Source organism: Acidovorax sp. LjRoot38 (assembly GCF_964252975.1).
GTDB classification, from domain to species: Bacteria; Pseudomonadota; Gammaproteobacteria; order Burkholderiales; family Burkholderiaceae_C; genus Acidovorax; species Acidovorax facilis.
Map to the genome: position 1 here is coordinate 65,367 of NZ_CAXUPT020000008.1, position 16,994 is coordinate 82,360.

Sequence of the window (16,994 nt, forward strand, 5' to 3'; positions counted from 1 at the left end):
CTACGACATCCGGCCGAGCGCCTGCACCTTCCACGCCAGCCAGAACTTGCGCAAGGGCGTGAGGCGGATGCGCTGGTGCAGCACCTGGAAGTTTTCGTGCTCGATCTCGCGCAGCAGGGTGCGGTAGATGTTGGCCATCATCAGGCCGGGCTTCTGGGCGCGGCGGTCGGCATCGGGCAGCAGGGCGAAGGCCTCGTCGTACAGGCGGTGCGCGCGCTCGGCCTGAAAACGCATCAGCGCGGTGAAGCGGTCGGAATACTGGCGCTTCAGGATCTCGTGGGCCTTCACGTCAAATTGCTGCAGCTCGCTCACCGGCAGGTAGATGCGGCCCAGCATGGCATCTTCGCCCACGTCACGGATGATGTTGGTGAGCTGAAAGGCCAAGCCCAGCGTGTGGGCGTAGTCGGTGGTGCGCGGGTCGGTCTGGCCGAAGATGCGTGCGGCGACTTCGCCCACGATGCCCGCCACCAGGTGGCAGTAGCCCTTGAGGCCCGCAAAGTCGAGGTAGCGGGTCTGCTCCAGGTCCATCTGGCAGCCGTCGATCACGGCCTGCAGGTGGCGTTGTTCAATGCCATAGTCGGCGGCCAGCGGCATCAGTGCCAGCATCACGGGGTGGGTGGGCTGGCCTGCATAGGCCTTGGCCACCTCGGCCTGCCACCAGGCCAGCTTGGTGCGCGCCACGCCAGGGTCGGAGACTTCGTCCACCACATCGTCCACTTCGCGGCAGAAGGCATAAAACGCCGTGATCGCGGCGCGGCGCGGGGCCGGCAGGAACAGGAAGGCGTAGTAGAAGCTGCTGCCCGAGGCCACGGCTTTTTGCTGTACGTATTGCTGTGGGGTCATGGGGCGCGATTGTCCCATGGCGGACATGGCCCGCGAATGCAACCCGGCAGCTGGTGGAGGCCGCAGTTCCCCAGTTTGGCCTGCCTGTTCTGCAGCAGTTCTGCGGCAGGCCGAAGGGCATCAAAAGGCGATCTGTTCCACGCCCACGTCGCTGGGCCGCTTGAGCGCATCGCGCATGAAGACGCTCATGGGGAGCGTGCCTTGGTCCGTGTGGAACCACTTTTTGTAGAGAGCCGCCATCTCCCCGGTCTGGATCAGGCGGCGGGTGACTTGGTCTACCAGCTCCTTGAAGCGAGGGTCTTGCCTGCGCAGGCCAATGCTGTAGGGCTCTACCGAAAGACGCTTTTCCAGAAACTGGTAGTCCCCCATGGCCTTGCCCAGGCGGGTCATGGGGCTCCACAGGCCTGCATCGTCTGCAAAAACCGCATCTGCCTCCCTGCGCGTGAGTGCATCCAGCCCCTGTGCAGTGCTGTCTACCGGCACGTAGATGAATTTGCGGTGGTAGGTGCGTTCGTTGGTGGCCAGCAGGCCGTCATTGGTGGTTTTCCGTTCGACGGCAATGCGTTTGCCGTTCAGATCGTCCACCGTCTTGATGCCCGAGTCCTTGCGCACGAGGAACGCAGTGGTGGCGATGAAGATGTGGTGGCTGAAGGCGACTTCCTTCTGGCGCTCCAGGGTGTTGGTGGTCGTGCCGCATTCCAGGTCCACTACGTTGTTTTTCAGGTCCGCAAGGCGGTTCTTGCCGTCTACCAGTACATAGGTCAGGCGCAGGTCGGGGCGCTTGAGTTCCTTCTTGAGCTCCTCGTAAATCTTGGTGCAGATATCAACGCTGTAGCCACGCACCTGTCCAGTGGCTGGGTCTTTGTAGGAGAAGGGGTGGGATGCCTCGCGGTGCCCCAGTCGCAATTCGCCGGTCTTGGCAATGTGGGTCAGGGTGTCTTGCGCCCAGGCGCCAGGGGACATCCAGGACAGGGGAAGGATCAGTAGCAGGGCTCGCAGCGCAGAGAAGAGGTGCATAGGAAACGGAAAAGGTGACGGGGCCATGCATGCCAGGCGTCGCAGGAAGCGCGCGAGGCTGCACGCCGCGCATTGTGCTGCGGCACCTGCTGTTGTGTCACATTGGCGACAGGTTTGTCAGCATTCCACAACATTCACCGCCAGCCCGCCACGCGATGTCTCCTTGTATTTGACCTTCATGTCCGCACCGGTCTGCATCATGGTCTTGATGACCTTGTCGAGCGAGACCACATGCTGGCCGTCGCCACGCAGCGCCATGCGGGCGGCATTGATGGCCTTGATGGCGCCCATCGCGTTGCGTTCGATGCAGGGGATCTGCACCAGCCCGCCCACGGGGTCGCAGGTCATGCCCAGGTTGTGTTCCATGCCGATCTCGGCGGCGTTCTCGATTTGCTCGGGGGTGCCGCCCATCACCGCAGCCAGCGCGCCTGCCGCCATGGAGCAGGCCACGCCCACCTCGCCCTGGCAGCCCACCTCGGCGCCCGAGAGCGATGCGTTTTCCTTGTAGATGATGCCGATGGCGCCTGCCGTGAGCAAAAAGGTGGCGATGCCGTCGTCGTTGGCCGGGATGGGGCCTTGCAGGAAGTTGACGTAGTAATGCAGTACGGCGGGGATCACGCCTGCAGCCCCATTGGTGGGCGCCGTCACCACGCGGCCGCCGGCGGCGTTTTCTTCGTTGACGGCCATGGCATAGAGGTTCACCCAGTCGAGCATCGAGAGTGGGTCGCGCAGCGCGGCCTCGGGCTGCGTGCTGAGCTTGTGGTGCAGCTCGGCCGCGCGGCGGCGCACGTGCATGGGGCCAGGCAACGTACCGGTGCTGGCGCAGCCGCGCTGTACGGCACCGGCCATGGTCTTCCAGATGGCCATGAGCTGGCGGCGCACCTCGGAGGCGCTGCGCCAGTGTTGCTCATTGGCCGCCATGAGCTGGGCGGGGGTGAGGCCGGTGGCCTGGCACTGGGCCAGCAGCTCGGCCCCCGTGCGGAAAGGGTGGGGCAGGCCTTGGGCATGGCCGGCGGCATCGGGCCCAGCGGTGGCGGCGCTGTTGAGTACACGCTCGCCCGCCGCGTCGATCACAAAACCGCCACCCACCGAGTAGTACTCACGCGCCGCAATCTCGTTGCCCTGCGCGTCGAACGCGTGAAACGCCATGCCGTTGGGGTGCAGCGGCAGGCTTTTGCGGCGAAACAGCAGGTGCTCTTTTTCGACAAACGGCACCATATGCTCGCCCAGCAGCTCCAGCGTTTGCCGGATGCGGATGTCGGCAATGGCAGGCTGGATCTGGTCCGGGTCGATGTGGTCGGGCTCGTGCCCGGCAAGGCCCAGCAGCACGGCCTTGTCGGTGCCGTGGCCCACGCCGGTGGCTGATAGCGACCCGAACAGCTCCACGGTCACGTGGTGCACGGCGGCCAGGCCCAGGGTGGCCTGCACATGGCAGGCAAATTGCCGCGCCGCGATCATGGGCCCCACGGTGTGGGAGCTGGACGGGCCGATGCCGATTTTGAAGAGGTCGAAAACGCTGACGGACATGGTGAAAAGGTTCTCAGGAGCGGCGCAGTGGTTTGGCCGATGGGTGGGGGCGGACTGGCGGCCGGGTAGGCTGCGACAGGTGCGATTTCAGGGCATAGGTGGCCACGATCAGTGACAGCCAGCCCAGAAGGACATCCCAGAACCCCATGACCAGCCACACGGGCGCCAGCAAGGGGCCTGCGAGGGGAAGGACGTACAGGGAGAGGCGGGGCGTCCAGAAGCCGGGGGCTCTCATGCAGGGGGATGAGAAGGGGTCGAAGGTGCCGGGCGAGCAGCCCAGGCTTTCGAGGATGGTGCGCGCGGTCTGGTTGCCCACGATGGGCAGGCCCAGCGCAAAAATGAACACGATGAAGCCCGCCAGCAACAGCCAGAACAGGCCGACCACACCCCAGCGCAGCACGTCTGCTGGGGTTGCGTTGCTGCGGCGCGGCAGCCAGCGCTGCAGCAGGTCCGCTGCGGCGGCCGGGTGGCGGTCAGCCCAGCGTGCGGCATACAGCGCCAGCCCCCACGCCAGCAACAGCGCCCAGAAGTTGCGAAGCAGCACAAAGGGGTAGTCCACGATGCTGCCTGCCGACAGAAAAGGCATCAGCCGCAGCCCGATGGCATTGGCCAGCCATGTGCAGGTGCCCAGCGTGGGGTTGGTGTGGGGTTGGCAGTGCAGCACATCCAGCACCCGCTCTGCCGCCACGCCCCCGACAATGGAAAACACCAGGCAAAAAAGGATGAGCCCCCACTGCAGGGTCTTGAAGAGATGTCTGGCGGTCAACGGTGGGCCCTCCTGGCAAGCCACGGGTAGTGGCTTGCGGACATTGTTGTCTTTGTTGTTGTGTTCCGGAACGGGTAACTCCCGGGCGGCTGGCCGCAGTGGGCGCAAGACTAGCGCGCTGTAAAGGCGGCGCCATGCGCGCTATCCCTGCCCCGCCCAAGGTCCGCCCGCCACCGTACCCCCGGTGCAGGTGGCTGGTTGCTCATAAATTAATAGCTAATAAGTCAATATGGATAAGCGGTGAAGGCCATTTTTGCCTCAGATTCATGGACAGAGCACGCACCGATGTCAGCGCGCCTTGTGGCCCATGAATCTTTCTTCTTACATCACCAGCGCGCGGCCCAGCATCACCACCCAGTCCCAGGCATGCAGGCGCGGGCGGGTGTGCAGGCTGCCGCCCTTGAGGGCCTCGACCTTGTCGAGGATGCGCAGGCCGCCCTGCACCACCAGGCGCAGCTCCCAGCCCGCACGGCCAGGCAGGCCGTGCACCAGGGGGGCGCCGCTGTACATGGTGGTGCGGGCCCAGTCGGCGCAGTCGGCGATGAGGCGCGCGTTTTCGCGCGTGCTTTGCAGGGCCAGCAACTCGGCCTGGCAGGCGCCATGAACGGCGCAGTCGGCGCGTGGCAGGTAGTGGCGGTGGCGGGGGATGTCCACCGACAGGTCCTGCCAGAAGTTGATGAGCTGCAACGCGGTGCAGATCGCGTCGCTTTGTCGCAGCGCCTGCGCGTCGCCCACGCCATACAGGTGCAGCAGCAGGCGCCCCACGGGGTTGGCCGAGCGGCGGCAGTAGTCCAGCAACTCGGCGCGGTCGGCATAGCCCTCGGCATCACGGGTTTTTTCAACATCCTGGGCAAAGGCGCTGAGCAGGTCTTCCAGCAGTGGTACGGGCAGCTGGTGGCTATGCAGCACCGCTTGCAGCGGCAAGAACACGCTGGCCCAGCGGGGCGAGGGCGGCTGGCCCTGGGCGACGGCCATCAGGTCAGCATGGTAGGCGGCCAGGTCGGCTAGGCGGTCTTCAGCCAGGGCGTCGCCCTCATCCGCAATGTCGTCGGCGGTGCGCGCAAAGCCGTAGATGGCGGCAATGGGCTGGCGCAGGTGCGGTGGGCACAGCACCGATGCGACCGGGAAGTTCTCGTAGTGCGTGACAGGAGCGGCCAGGGCGGCAGACGCATGGTGTGGAGCAGTCTGGAGCGGCTGTGGCGCGGAAGTTGCAGCGGACGCCACTTCAGGCTGGGGAGGGGGGGATCGGTCGTTCACACCCTGGATTGTCGCTTGACAATGCCAAGGGCTTCTCATAGATTACTAACCGGTCAGTCAGTAATCAAAAAACCAATTCAGTCAGGGACAAGGAGGCTGGCCGGTAACTGTTACTTCAGTTCCGTTTTCAGCGCAGGCATTCGTGCCTGCGTTTTGCGTGCAGCCCCTGCAACTCCTTGTAGCCCTTCTCTATTCACCGGATTTCCCATGCGCACATCCTCCGCCTCGCGGCCTTTTCAACGGCACTGCCGGACCTTGCTGATGGTGGCCGCCGCTGCTTTGCTGGCCGCCTGTTCCCGCCCCGCGCCGCCCGAAGAGCCGGTGCGCTCCGTCAAGTTGCTGACGGTGGGGGTGGGTGCGCTGCAGTCCAGCCTGGAGTATTCGGGCGAGGTGCGGGCGCGCGTGGAGTCACGCTTGGGGTTCCGCGTGGCGGGCAAGATCGTGCAGCGCCAGGCCGAACTGGGCCAGCGTGTGCGGGCCGGACAGGTGCTGGCCCAGCTGGACCCCAAGGATTACCAACTGGCCACCGACGCCGCGCGCGCACAGTTGGCATCGGCCACCACGCAGCGTGATCTGGCCGCTGCCGACTACAAGCGCTACCAAGCCCTGAAGGACCAGAATTTCATCAGCGGCGCCGAGCTGGAGCGCCGCGACGCCACGCTGAAAGCCGCCCAGGCCACGCTGGACCAGGCCCGCGCGCAGCTGTCATCGCAAGGCAACCAGGCGGCCTACACCACGCTGGTGGCCGACGTGGCGGGCGTTGTCACTGGCATTGACGCCGAGCCTGGCCAGGTGGTGTCGGCCGGGACGCCTGTGGTGCGCATTGCGCAGGATGGCCCCCGCGATGTGGTGTTTGCGGTGCCGGAGGACAAGGTGGGGCAGATCACCCCAGGCTCAGAAGTGGCGGTGCGCGGCTGGTCCGGTGGCGCCAACCTGACGGGCCGCGTGCGCGAAGTGGCCGCCAGTGCCGACGCCGCCACGCGCACTTACCAAGTCAAGGTGGCCATCGACGGTGCCGATGCGCCTGCCCTGGGCTCCACCGTGTATGTCACGCCCAAGGCGCTCAGCCATGCGGGCATTCCGGCTATCAAGCTGCCCACCAGTGCGCTGCGCCAGGAGGGGCAGTCCACGGCGGTGTGGGTGTATGACGCGGCCAGCAGCACGGTGAAGTCGCAGGTGGTGCAGATTGCCACGGCCGATGGCAACGAGGCCGTGGTGGCTGCGGGTCTAGCCCCCGGCATGCAGGTGGTGGCCACGGGTGTGCATGTGCTTTCACCCGGCCAGAAGGTGCTGATTTATCAGCCAAAAATGGCCTCAGCGCCCGCCAGTAAAGCGCAGACAGCTACCAATCCAGTAGCAATGCCTGCCGCGCCTGCTGCCACAGCAGCGGCACCCGCAGCTTCCACAGCCAACTGAGGCCGGCCATGACGCAAGTACAACCCAAAGAGGGGTTCAACCTCTCCAAGTGGGCGCTCGACCATCCCGCCCTCACGCGCTACCTGATGGTGGTGCTGATGCTGCTGGGGTTTGCCGCCTATTTCCAGCTGGGGCAGGACGAGGACCCGCCGTTCACCTTCCGTGCCATGGTGGTGCGTACCTACTGGCCGGGCGCCACGGCGCAGCAGGTGGCCGAGCAGGTCACTGACAAGATCGAGCGCACGCTGCAAGAGGTGCCCTACGCCGACAAGATCCGCAGTTATTCGAAGCCCGGCGAGTCGCAGATCATCTTTCAGATCAAGGATTCGTCCAAGGCCAGCGAGGTGGCCAACGTCTGGTACAGCGTGCGCAAGAAGGTGGGCGACATGCGCTACACCTTGCCGCAGGGCATCCAGGGCCCGTTCTTCAACGACGACTTTGGCGATGTGTATGGCGTGATCTACGCGCTGGAGTCCGAGGGCTTCAGCTACGCCGAACTCAAGCAGTTTGCCGATGACGCACGCCAGCAGCTGCTGCGTGTGCCCGATGTCGCCAAGGTTGAGCTGTTTGGCGTGCAAGACGAAAAGCTGTTCATCGAAATCTCGCAAAAACGCCTGTCGCAACTGGGCCTGGACATGAACCAGGTGCTGGCCCAGCTGGGCCAGCAAAACGCCGTGGAGAGCGCCGGAGCCATTCAGACCCCGCAAGACCAGGTGCAAGTGCGGGTGCAGGGGCAGTTCAACGCCATTGAAGACTTGCGCGCCATGCCGATCCGTGGCCCGTCGGGTGCACAACTGCGCCTGGGCGATATCGCCGAGGTCAAGCGCGGCTATGTGGACCCGGCCACCGTGAAGGTGCGCCACCAAGGGCAGGAAGTGATTGCGCTGGGCGTCTCCATGGCCAAGGGCGGCGACATCATTGCGCTGGGCAAGGCGCTGCATGCTGCCACCGACCGCATTGGCGGCACGCTGCCAGCGGGGGTGAAGCTCGTCAACGTGCAAGACCAGCCCAAGGCGGTGTCCACCTCAGTGAATGAATTCGTCAAGGTGCTGATCGAGGCCGTGGTCATCGTGCTCGCGGTGAGCTTCATCGCGCTGGGCCTGCACAAGCGCCCCGGCAAGAACCCGCTGTGGAAGCGCTGGTACATCGATCCGCGCCCAGGGCTGGTGGTGGGCATCACCATTCCGCTGGTGCTTGCCGTGACCTTCCTGGCCATGTGGTACTGGGGCATCGGCCTGCACAAGATATCGCTGGGCTCGCTCATCATCGCACTGGGCCTGCTGGTGGATGACGCGATCATTGCGGTCGAAATGATGGTGCTCAAGCTTGAAGAGGGCTACGACAAGGTGCGTGCCGCTACCTTTGCCTACGAGATTACGGCCATGCCGATGCTGACGGGCACGCTGATCACGGCGGCGGGCTTTTTGCCCATCGGCCTGGCCAAGTCCACTACGGGCGAATACACCTTCGCCATTTTTGCGGTCACCGTGATCGCGCTGGTGCTCAGCTGGTTCGTGTCGGTGTACTTTGTGCCGTACCTGGGCACGCTGCTGCTCAAGGTGCCGCCGCATGTGCTGGCTGCCCAGGCCAACAAGGGCATCACCGACGATCCACACGAAGTGTTTGACAGCCCGTTCTACCGCACCTTCCGCCGCCTGGTGGACTGGTGTGTGTTGCACCGCTGGATCACCATCGGCGCCACGGTACTGACCTTTGCGCTGGGCATTGTGGGCATGGGCAAGGTGCAGCAGCAGTTCTTCCCCGATTCGAGCCGGCCTGAAATTCTGGTGGACATCTGGTTCCCCGAGGGCACCTCATTTGCAGGCAATGAAGAAGTGACCAAACGTGTGGAGCAGCGCTTGCTCTCTGAGCCTGGCGTCAGTTCTGTCAGCACCTGGGTCGGTTCCGGCGTGCCGCGTTTCTATTTGCCGCTGGATCAGGTGTTTCCCCAGAGCAACGTGTCGCAGTTCATCGTTCTGCCCCAGGATCTGAAGGTGCGTGAGTCCCTGCGCGTGAAGTTGCCTGCGCTGCTGGCTGAGGAGTTCCCGGAGGTGCGTGGTCGCGTCAAGCTGCTGCCCAATGGACCGCCGGTGCCTTACCCCGTGCAGTTCCGCGTGGTGGGGCCTGATCCGCTGGTGCTGCGTGAGCGCGCCGATGAAGTGAAAGCCCAGCTGCGCAAGAACCCGGACATGCGCGGTGTGAATGACAACTGGAACGAGTCTGTGAAGGTGCTGCGTCTGGAAGTGGACCAGGCCAAGGCGCGCGCTCTGGGTGTCACCAGCCAGTCGATTGCCCAGGCGTCCAAGACTATCCTGTCGGGTACGCAGGTGGGCCAGTACCGCGAGGGTGACAAGCTCATCGACATTCTGCTGCGCCAGCCGCTGGACGAGCGCAACGCCATCACCGACATCGCCAACGCCTACCTGCCCACGGCCTCGGGCAAGTCGATCCCGCTCACGCAGATCGCAAAGCCGGTCTTCACCTGGGAGCCCGGTGTGATGTGGCGCGAGAACCGCGACTACGCCATCACCGTGCAGGGGGATGTGACCGAGGGCTTGCAGGGCGCTACCGTCACCGCGCAGCTGCTGCCGGGCTTGCGCGCCATCGAAGCAAAGTGGCGCGAGGCAGGGATGGGCGGGTACCGCATCGAGGCGGCGGGGGCCGTGGAGGAAAGCTCCAAGGGGACCAAATCCATCGTTGCGGGTGTTCCTATCATGCTGTTCCTCGTGTTCACCCTGCTCATGCTGCAGTTGCAGAGCTTTAGTCGCGCGTTCCTCGTTTACATCACGGGCTTCCTCGGGATCGCTGGTGTCTCGGGTGCGCTGATCCTGCTCAACCGCCCCTTTGGCTTTGTGGCGCTGCTGGGCGTGATTGCACTCATGGGCATGATCCAGCGCAACTCGGTGATCCTGATCGACCAGATCGAACAGGACCGCGCACGGGGCGTGCCTGCGTGGGATGCGATTGTCGAATCTGCCGTGCGCCGCCTGCGTCCCATCGTGCTGACGGCTGCGGCTGCGGTGCTGGCGATGATCCCGTTGTCACGCAGCGTGTTCTGGGGCCCCATGGCCGTGGCCATCATGGGCGGGCTGGTCGTGGCCACCGTGCTGACCCTGCTGGCGCTGCCTGCGATGTATGCCGCCTGGTTCCGCGTCAAACGGCCTGAGCCCGAAGTTCTTGGGGGCGTTTGACAGGCGGCATGTCCGCATCAGGTAAAATAGAAGGTTGACCGATTTCACACAGGCGGCAGCTGAGGTTGCCGCCTGTTTGTTTGTTGTAGAACCGCGCGGGTGGCGAAATTGGTAGACGCACCAGGTTTAGGTCCTGACGCCAGCAATGGTGTGGGGGTTCGAGTCCCCCCCCGCGCACCACCCATGTGAGACTTTGCGGAACACGGCGCTGCTGCGCTGCAGCCAGCACGATCCACATTCATAAGAGGAATAGCCATGGCCGTTACTGTTGAAACCCTTGAGAAGCTCGAGCGCAAGATTACGTTGAGCGTGCCCGTCACCCTGATCCAGTCCGAAGTCGACACGCGCCTCAAGCGCCTGGCCCGCACGGTCAAGATGGACGGTTTCCGTCCCGGCAAGGTGCCCATGAACGTGGTGGCCCAGCGTTACGGCTACTCGGTGCAGTACGAAGTGCTGAACGACAAGGTGGGTGAAGCCTTTGCCGTGGCAGCCAACGAAGCCAACCTGCGTGTTGCTGGCCAGCCCCGCATCACTGAAAAGGAAGGCGCTCCTGAAGGCCAGGTCACTTTCGATGCCATTTTCGAAGTGTTCCCAGAAGTCAAGATTGCCGATCTGTCTGATGCCGAAGTCGAAAAGCTGTCGGCTGAAGTGACGGACGCCGCCATCGACAAGACCATCGACATCCTGCGCAAGCAGCGCCGCAGCTTCGCCCAGCGCGCCATGGATGCTGCTGCGCAAGACGGTGACCGCGTGACGGTCGATTTCGAAGGCAAGATCGACGGCGAGCCGTTTGAAGGCGGCAAGGCCGAAGACTTCCAGTTCCTGGTGGGCGAAGGCCAGATGCTCAAGGAGTTCGAAGACGCCGTGCGTGGCATGAAGTCTGGCGAAAGCAAGACCTTCCCCCTGGCATTCCCTGCGGAGTACCACGGCAAGGATGTGGCTGGCAAGACCGCTGACTTCCTGGTGACCATCAATAAGATCGAAGCTGCCCACCTGCCCGATGTGAATGATGCCCTGGCCAAGTCGCTCGGTATTGCCGATGGCTCCGTGGAAGGCCTGCGCGCCGACATCAAGAAGAACCTGGAGCGTGAAGTCAAGTTCCGTCTGCTGGCCCGCAACAAGCAAGCCGTGATGGACGCCCTGGTGGCCAAGGCTGAGCTGGACCTGCCCAACTCCAGCGTGCAAGCTGAAATCGCCCGCCTGCTGGAAGGTGCCCGCGCTGAACTCAAGCAACGCGGCATCAAGGACGCCGACAAGGCCGAGATCCCTGAAGACGTGTTCCGCCCCCAGGCTGAGCGCCGCGTGCGCCTGGGGCTGGTGCTGGCCGAGCTGGTGCGTGCCAATGAGCTGCAGGCCAAGCCCGAACAGCTCAAGGCCCACATCGATGAGCTGGCTGCCAGCTACGAGAAGCCCGAAGACGTGGTGCGCTGGTACTTCGGCGACCGCCAGCGCCTGGCGGAAGTCGAAGCCGTTGTGATCGAAAACAACGTGACCGAGTTTGTGCTGTCCAAGGCCAAGGTGGTCGAGAAGGCCGTGTCGTTTGACGAACTGATGGCCCAGCAAGGCTGATAGGCTGCAGGCCAGGCGGCTTGTTATCGAACTGCCCGGTTGTTGCCGTTACATACAGGGGCTTGTGCTTTCGTGCACAAGCCCCAATTCATTTCTGGGTACAGTACCTGCTTGTCTGGAGAAAAACATGAGCGCATTGGAAACACAAGGCCTGGGCATGGTTCCCATGGTCATCGAGCAGTCGGGCCGTGGCGAACGGTCCTACGACATCTACTCGCGCCTGCTCAAGGAGCGCGTGATTTTTCTGGTGGGTCCGGTCAACGACCAGACCGCCAACCTGGTGGTGGCTCAGCTGCTGTTCCTGGAGAGTGAAAACCCCGACAAAGACATTTCGTTCTACATCAACTCCCCAGGTGGCTCGGTAAGCGCCGGCATGGCGATCTTTGACACCATGAACTTCATCAAGCCTGATGTCTCGACCCTGTGCACCGGCATGGCCGCCAGCATGGGCGCCTTCCTGCTGGCCGCAGGAGCCAAGGGCAAGCGTTTTGCGCTACCCAACTCCAAGGTCATGATCCACCAGCCTCTGGGCGGTATGCAGGGCCAGGCCACCGAGATTGAGATCCATGCCCGCGAAATCCTCAAGACCCGCGAGCAGCTCAACAAGATCCTTGCCGAGCGCACGGGCCAGCCGCTGGAAAAGATCCAGCGCGACACCGAGCGTGACTATTTCCTGTCGGCTGATGAGTCCAAGGAATACGGTTTGGTCGATCAGGTGATCAGCAAGCGCTCCTGATAGCCAGAGGGTCAAACAGCGGCGTTTTCCTTTGGGGAAGACGCCGTTTTTTATTTGGTTATCATCCCGACAACTTTCCGTAACAAGCAAGGCATTGCCCCCATGGCCGAGAAAAAAGGCTCTTCCAGCGAAAAAACCCTTTACTGCTCTTTCTGCGGCAAAAGCCAGCATGAAGTGAAGAAGCTGATCGCCGGTCCGTCGGTCTTTATCTGCGACGAGTGCATTGACCTGTGCAACGAGATCATTCGCGATGAGCTCCCGGCTGGCGACCTGGCGCGCGAAGGCCGCAGTGACCTGCCCACCCCCGTAGAGATCAAGACCAACCTCGACAACTATGTGATTGGTCAGGACGTGGCCAAGCGCACGCTGGCGGTGGCGGTGTACAACCACTACAAGCGCCTGCGCCACAAGGACAAGGCCCACAAAGACGATGTGGAGCTGTCCAAGAGCAACATTTTGCTGATTGGGCCCACGGGTTCGGGCAAGACGCTGCTGGCGCAGACCCTGGCGCGCATGCTGGACGTTCCCTTTGTGATGGCCGACGCCACCACGCTGACGGAAGCCGGTTATGTGGGCGAAGATGTGGAGAACATCGTCCAGAAGCTGCTGCAAAGCTGCAACTATGAGGTGGAGCGCGCGCAGCGCGGCATCGTCTACATCGACGAGATCGACAAGATCTCGCGCAAGTCGGACAACCCCAGCATCACGCGTGACGTTTCGGGCGAGGGCGTCCAGCAGGCGCTGCTCAAGCTCATCGAAGGCACGATGGCCAGCGTGCCGCCGCAGGGCGGACGCAAGCACCCGAATCAGGACTTCCTGCAGATCGACACGACCAACATTCTGTTTATCTGTGGCGGTGCGTTTGCGGGACTGGAGAAGGTCATCGAGAACCGCACCGAAGCGTCGGGCATCGGGTTTGGCGCATCGGTCAAGAGCAAGAAGCAGCGTTCGCTGACAGAGGTGTTCACCGAGATCGAACCCGAAGATCTGATCAAGTTCGGCCTGATTCCTGAGCTCGTGGGGCGCATGCCCGTGGTGACGGCTCTGGCTGAACTCAGCGAGGATGCGCTGGTGCAGATCCTGACGGAGCCCAAGAACGCGCTGGTCAAGCAATACAGCAAGCTCCTGGCCATGGAAGGTGTGGACCTCGAAATCCGTCCTGCCGCGCTTAAGGCCATTGCTCGCAAGGCCTTGGCCCGCAAGACCGGAGCCCGCGGCCTGCGCTCAATCCTGGAGCAATCGCTGATTGGCACGATGTTCGACTTGCCCAATACAAGCAACGTTGAAAAAGTGGTGGTGGACGAGTCCACCATCGAAGAAAACAAGCCGCCGCTGCTCGTTTATCGCGAAGCGGCCAAGAAGGCCTGAGAAGGCGTGAAGGAGTCTGCGATGCCCGCATGGACACGCCGGAATCCTTCACACCGTCTGAGATGACCGGAGCGGGCGCCTTGGTGTCGCCCATTGAACCATCAACCCTTGTGCCAGCGCGGCTTGCGCGTAAGGGTTGAAAATCCCCACATGTGGACCCATTTCCACAGAGCACTTTGAGGATTTCCATGTCCGGACATACCCCCCTGCCAGCCACCCCTATCGATCTACCGCTGTTGCCTTTGCGTGACGTGGTGGTGTTTCCCCACATGGTCATCCCGCTTTTTGTGGGGCGTCCCAAGAGCATCAAGGCGCTTGAGTTGGCCATGGAGGCCGACCGTCGCATCATGCTGGTGGCCCAGAAGGCCGCCGCCAAGGATGAGCCCTCGGTGTCGGACATGTTCGATGTCGGCTGCGTCTCCACCATCCTGCAGATGCTCAAGTTGCCTGACGGCACCGTGAAGGTGTTGGTCGAAGGCCAGCAGCGCGCTCTGGTGACGTCCATCGAGGACGCTGAGACCCATTTCACGGCCACCGTCACGCCGGTAGAAGCTACACCCGAGGCCAACAAGCCCAGCGAGATTGAAGCGCTGCGCCGTGCTGTGATGCAGCAGTTTGACCAGTACGTCAAACTCAACAAAAAGATTCCCCCGGAGATCCTCACATCGATCTCCAGCATCGACGATCCCGGCCGTCTGGCCGACACCATCGCCGCGCACCTGCCGCTCAAGCTCGAGAACAAGCAGGTGGTGCTGGACCTGTCGGATGTGAAGGCGCGCCTTGAAAACTTGTTCGAGCAGCTTGACCGCGAGGTGGACATCCTCAATGTGGACAAGAAGATTCGTGGGCGTGTGAAGCGCCAGATGGAGAAGAACCAGCGCGACTTCTACTTGAACGAGCAGGTCAAGGCGATCCAGAAGGAGCTGGGCGAAGGCGACGAAGGCGCGGACATCGAGGAGATCGAGAAAAAGATCAAGCTCGCCAAGATGCCCGCCGAGGCGCGCAAGAAGGCTGATGCAGAACTCAAGAAGCTCAAACTGATGTCGCCCATGTCGGCCGAGGCCACAGTGGTGCGTAACTACATTGACGTGCTCACGGCGCTGCCGTGGAGCAAGAAGACCAAAATCAAGCACGACCTGGTCAATGCCGAAGGCGTGCTCAACGAAGACCACTTTGGCCTGGACAAGGTAAAGGACCGCATCCTTGAATATCTTGCGGTGCAGCAGCGCGTGGACAAGGTGAAGGCTCCCATCCTGTGCTTGGTGGGGCCACCGGGCGTGGGTAAGACCTCGTTGGGGCAGTCCATTGCCAAGGCCACGGGCCGCAAGTACGTGCGCATGGCTCTGGGTGGCATGCGCGACGAAGCCGAGATCCGTGGGCACCGCCGCACGTACATCGGCGCACTGCCGGGCAAGGTGCTGCAGAGCCTGTCCAAGGTGGGCACGCGCAATCCGCTGTTCCTGCTGGACGAGATCGACAAGCTGGGCACGGACTTCCGAGGCGACCCGTCGAGTGCGCTGCTGGAGGTGCTGGACCCCGAGCAGAACCACACCTTTGGCGACCACTACGTCGAAGTGGACTTCGACCTGAGCGACGTGATGTTCGTCGCCACGTCGAACTCGATGAACATTCCGCCGGCCCTGCTCGACCGCATGGAAGTGATCCGCCTGTCGGGTTACACCGAGGATGAGAAGACCAGCATCGCCATGAAGTACTTGCTGCCCAAGCAGCTCAAGAACAATGGCGTGAAGGACGAAGAACTGCTGATCACCGAGCCCGCCGTGCGAGACATGGTGCGCTACTACACGCGGGAAGCCGGCGTGCGTTCGCTGGAGCGCGAGTTGTCCAAGATCTGCCGCAAGGTGGTCAAGGGTCTGCAGCTCAAGAAGCTCGAACCCCAGGTCGTTGTCACCGCCGACAACCTGCCTGACTTCCTGGGCGTGCGCAAGTACACCTACGGCCGTGCCGAGGCGCAGAACCAAGTGGGCCAGGTGGTCGGTCTGGCCTGGACCGAGGTGGGCGGCGATCTGCTGACCATTGAAGCCGCCGCCATGCCCGGAAAGGGTGTGATCACGCGCACCGGTTCTTTGGGTGATGTGATGAAGGAGTCGGTGGAGGCTGCCCGCACGGTGGTGCGCAGCCGCTCGCGCATTCTGGGCATCAAGGACGAAGCGTTTGAGAAGCGCGACATCCACATCCATGTGCCAGACGGGGCAACCCCTAAGGATGGTCCGAGTGCGGGCGCTGCGATGACGACGGCGTTTGTTTCGGCCCTCACGGGTATTCCCGTGCGCGGCGATGTTGCCATGACCGGTGAGATCACGTTGCGCGGTGAAGTTACCGCCATTGGTGGCCTCAAGGAAAAGCTGCTGGCGGCTCTGCGCGGCGGCATCAAGACGGTGCTGATCCCCGAAGAGAACGTCAAAGACCTGGCCGAGATTCCGGACAACGTGAAGAGTGGACTTGAGATCGTGCCTGTGCGCTGGATCGACAAGGTGCTGGAAGTGGCCTTGGAAACCAAGCCTGTGCCCTTGACGGATGAGGAAGTGGCGGTCGTGGCTGCGCCCTCGACGGACAAGGCCGTTGCAGCGTCGTCCGCGACAGATGGTCTGAAACATTGACGCAAATTTTTTTGAGAACCCCAAAAAATGCGCTACAATTCATTCCATCGCAGCAAACGTTGTACAATGTGAGGCTTCGGTAAAATGCGGGAATAGCTCAGTTGGTAGAGCGCAACCTTGCCAAGGTTGAGGTCGAGAGTTCGAGACTCTTTTCCCGCTCCAATTTCCACAAAAAGGGAAGCAAATGCTTCCCTTTTTTGTCAGAGAAATGCGAATTTCTGGCGCGGTAGCAAAGCGGTTATGCCCCGGATTGCAAATCCGGTTAGTCCGGTTCGACTCCGGACCGCGCCTCCAGATACGGTCTGTGTCTTGACGTCTGAAGATCTTCTGTGATCGTCGTAATCAAGATGACTGTTGAAGGATGGATGGTGATTGGTTGATTTTTTGGTTTGCAATCGAATAGAGCCAAAAAATAGCGATATAATTTGAGGCTTGCTGATTAGCTCTGATGGAAACGTCGGGTGCAGTAGGCGAATGCGGGAATAGCTCAGTTGGTAGAGCGCAACCTTGCCAAGGTTGAGGTCGAGAGTTCGAGACTCTTTTCCCGCTCCATATTTGTAAGGGAAGCTTCGGCTTCCCTTTTTTCTTGGTGGTGCAAGGCGGGCGGCTCGGCGGGGCGTCGGCCCTGTGACCAGAGATACGACAGGGCATTGCGCGCATGCGCTGCCCGGGTTACGCTGCGG

Annotated in this window: 11 protein-coding genes and 4 tRNA genes; 10 read left to right on the plus strand and 5 right to left on the minus strand. The window is 62.5% G+C overall.

Features of this window, described 5'->3' with window-relative positions:
• The 5 genes from hpnD to hpnC all read right to left on the minus strand — a co-directional run bounded on the left by hpnD (position 1) and on the right by hpnC (position 5,410).
• Complete coding sequence (hpnD, locus tag ACSQ22_RS15915) at positions 1-843, minus strand: presqualene diphosphate synthase HpnD (RefSeq protein ID WP_218299328.1); 843 nt, start codon at positions 841-843, stop codon at positions 1-3.
• A 120-nt stretch (positions 844-963) separates the two neighbouring features.
• On the minus strand, positions 964-1,860 hold the full coding sequence (locus ACSQ22_RS15920; RefSeq protein WP_436130875.1) for an amino acid ABC transporter substrate-binding protein: 897 nt from the start codon (positions 1,858-1,860) through the stop codon (positions 964-966).
• Between the two features lie 117 nt (positions 1,861-1,977).
• Positions 1,978-3,387, minus strand: a complete 1,410-nt coding sequence (locus ACSQ22_RS15925) for an L-serine ammonia-lyase (protein WP_436130876.1) — start codon at positions 3,385-3,387, stop codon at positions 1,978-1,980.
• A gap of 13 nt (positions 3,388-3,400) precedes the next feature.
• Positions 3,401-4,153 (minus strand): hypothetical protein, encoded by a 753-nt coding sequence (locus tag ACSQ22_RS15930; RefSeq protein ID WP_436130877.1) that lies wholly within the window; start codon positions 4,151-4,153, stop codon positions 3,401-3,403.
• 321 nt (positions 4,154-4,474) lie between these two features.
• On the minus strand, positions 4,475-5,410 hold the full coding sequence (gene hpnC / locus ACSQ22_RS15935) for a squalene synthase HpnC (RefSeq protein ID WP_436130878.1): 936 nt from the start codon (positions 5,408-5,410) through the stop codon (positions 4,475-4,477).
• 207 nt (positions 5,411-5,617) lie between these two features.
• On the opposite strand from hpnC, the gene ACSQ22_RS15940 reads away from it, so the two are divergent.
• The 10 genes from ACSQ22_RS15940 to ACSQ22_RS15985 all read left to right on the plus strand — a co-directional run bounded on the left by ACSQ22_RS15940 (position 5,618) and on the right by ACSQ22_RS15985 (position 16,863).
• Positions 5,618-6,826 (plus strand): efflux RND transporter periplasmic adaptor subunit, encoded by a 1,209-nt coding sequence (locus ACSQ22_RS15940; RefSeq protein ID WP_436130879.1) that lies wholly within the window; start codon positions 5,618-5,620, stop codon positions 6,824-6,826.
• 8 nt (positions 6,827-6,834) lie between these two features.
• On the plus strand, positions 6,835-10,017 hold the full coding sequence (locus tag ACSQ22_RS15945; protein WP_436130880.1) for an efflux RND transporter permease subunit: 3,183 nt from the start codon (positions 6,835-6,837) through the stop codon (positions 10,015-10,017).
• A gap of 93 nt (positions 10,018-10,110) precedes the next feature.
• Positions 10,111-10,197: transfer RNA gene (locus tag ACSQ22_RS15950), tRNA-Leu, on the plus strand.
• A 75-nt stretch (positions 10,198-10,272) separates the two neighbouring features.
• Positions 10,273-11,586, plus strand: coding sequence for a trigger factor (gene tig, locus ACSQ22_RS15955; RefSeq protein WP_436130881.1), 1,314 nt, complete (start codon positions 10,273-10,275; stop codon positions 11,584-11,586).
• Positions 11,587-11,713: 127 nt separating this feature from the next.
• Positions 11,714-12,322, plus strand: coding sequence for an ATP-dependent Clp endopeptidase proteolytic subunit ClpP (clpP, locus tag ACSQ22_RS15960; RefSeq protein ID WP_055399521.1), 609 nt, complete (start codon positions 11,714-11,716; stop codon positions 12,320-12,322).
• Between the two features lie 102 nt (positions 12,323-12,424).
• Positions 12,425-13,690, plus strand: coding sequence for an ATP-dependent Clp protease ATP-binding subunit ClpX (gene clpX / locus ACSQ22_RS15965; RefSeq protein ID WP_010460566.1), 1,266 nt, complete (start codon positions 12,425-12,427; stop codon positions 13,688-13,690).
• Between the two features lie 188 nt (positions 13,691-13,878).
• The gene (gene lon / locus ACSQ22_RS15970; protein WP_055399523.1) at positions 13,879-16,311 is read left to right on the plus strand and encodes an endopeptidase La; all 2,433 of its coding nucleotides are present in this window, start codon (positions 13,879-13,881) and stop codon (positions 16,309-16,311) included.
• A gap of 86 nt (positions 16,312-16,397) precedes the next feature.
• Positions 16,398-16,473, plus strand: a tRNA-Gly gene (locus ACSQ22_RS15975).
• A 58-nt stretch (positions 16,474-16,531) separates the two neighbouring features.
• Positions 16,532-16,605, plus strand: a tRNA-Cys gene (locus ACSQ22_RS15980).
• 182 nt (positions 16,606-16,787) lie between these two features.
• Positions 16,788-16,863: transfer RNA gene (locus ACSQ22_RS15985), tRNA-Gly, on the plus strand.
• The last annotated feature ends 131 nt before the right edge of the window (positions 16,864-16,994 follow it).

Coding starts and splice junctions, on each gene's coding strand:
- ACSQ22_RS15920 (WP_436130875.1), bottom strand. CDS start 1,860: ATGCACCTCTTCTCTGCGCTGCGAGCCCTGCTACTGATCCTTCCCCTG.
- clpX (WP_010460566.1), top strand. CDS start 12,425: ATGGCCGAGAAAAAAGGCTCTTCCAGCGAAAAAACCCTTTACTGCTCT.
- tig (WP_436130881.1), top strand. CDS start 10,273: ATGGCCGTTACTGTTGAAACCCTTGAGAAGCTCGAGCGCAAGATTACG.
- clpP (WP_055399521.1), top strand. CDS start 11,714: ATGAGCGCATTGGAAACACAAGGCCTGGGCATGGTTCCCATGGTCATC.
- hpnD (WP_218299328.1), bottom strand. CDS start 843: ATGACCCCACAGCAATACGTACAGCAAAAAGCCGTGGCCTCGGGCAGC.
- ACSQ22_RS15925 (WP_436130876.1), bottom strand. CDS start 3,387: ATGTCCGTCAGCGTTTTCGACCTCTTCAAAATCGGCATCGGCCCGTCC.
- ACSQ22_RS15945 (WP_436130880.1), top strand. CDS start 6,835: ATGACGCAAGTACAACCCAAAGAGGGGTTCAACCTCTCCAAGTGGGCG.
- ACSQ22_RS15940 (WP_436130879.1), top strand. CDS start 5,618: ATGCGCACATCCTCCGCCTCGCGGCCTTTTCAACGGCACTGCCGGACC.
- lon (WP_055399523.1), top strand. CDS start 13,879: ATGTCCGGACATACCCCCCTGCCAGCCACCCCTATCGATCTACCGCTG.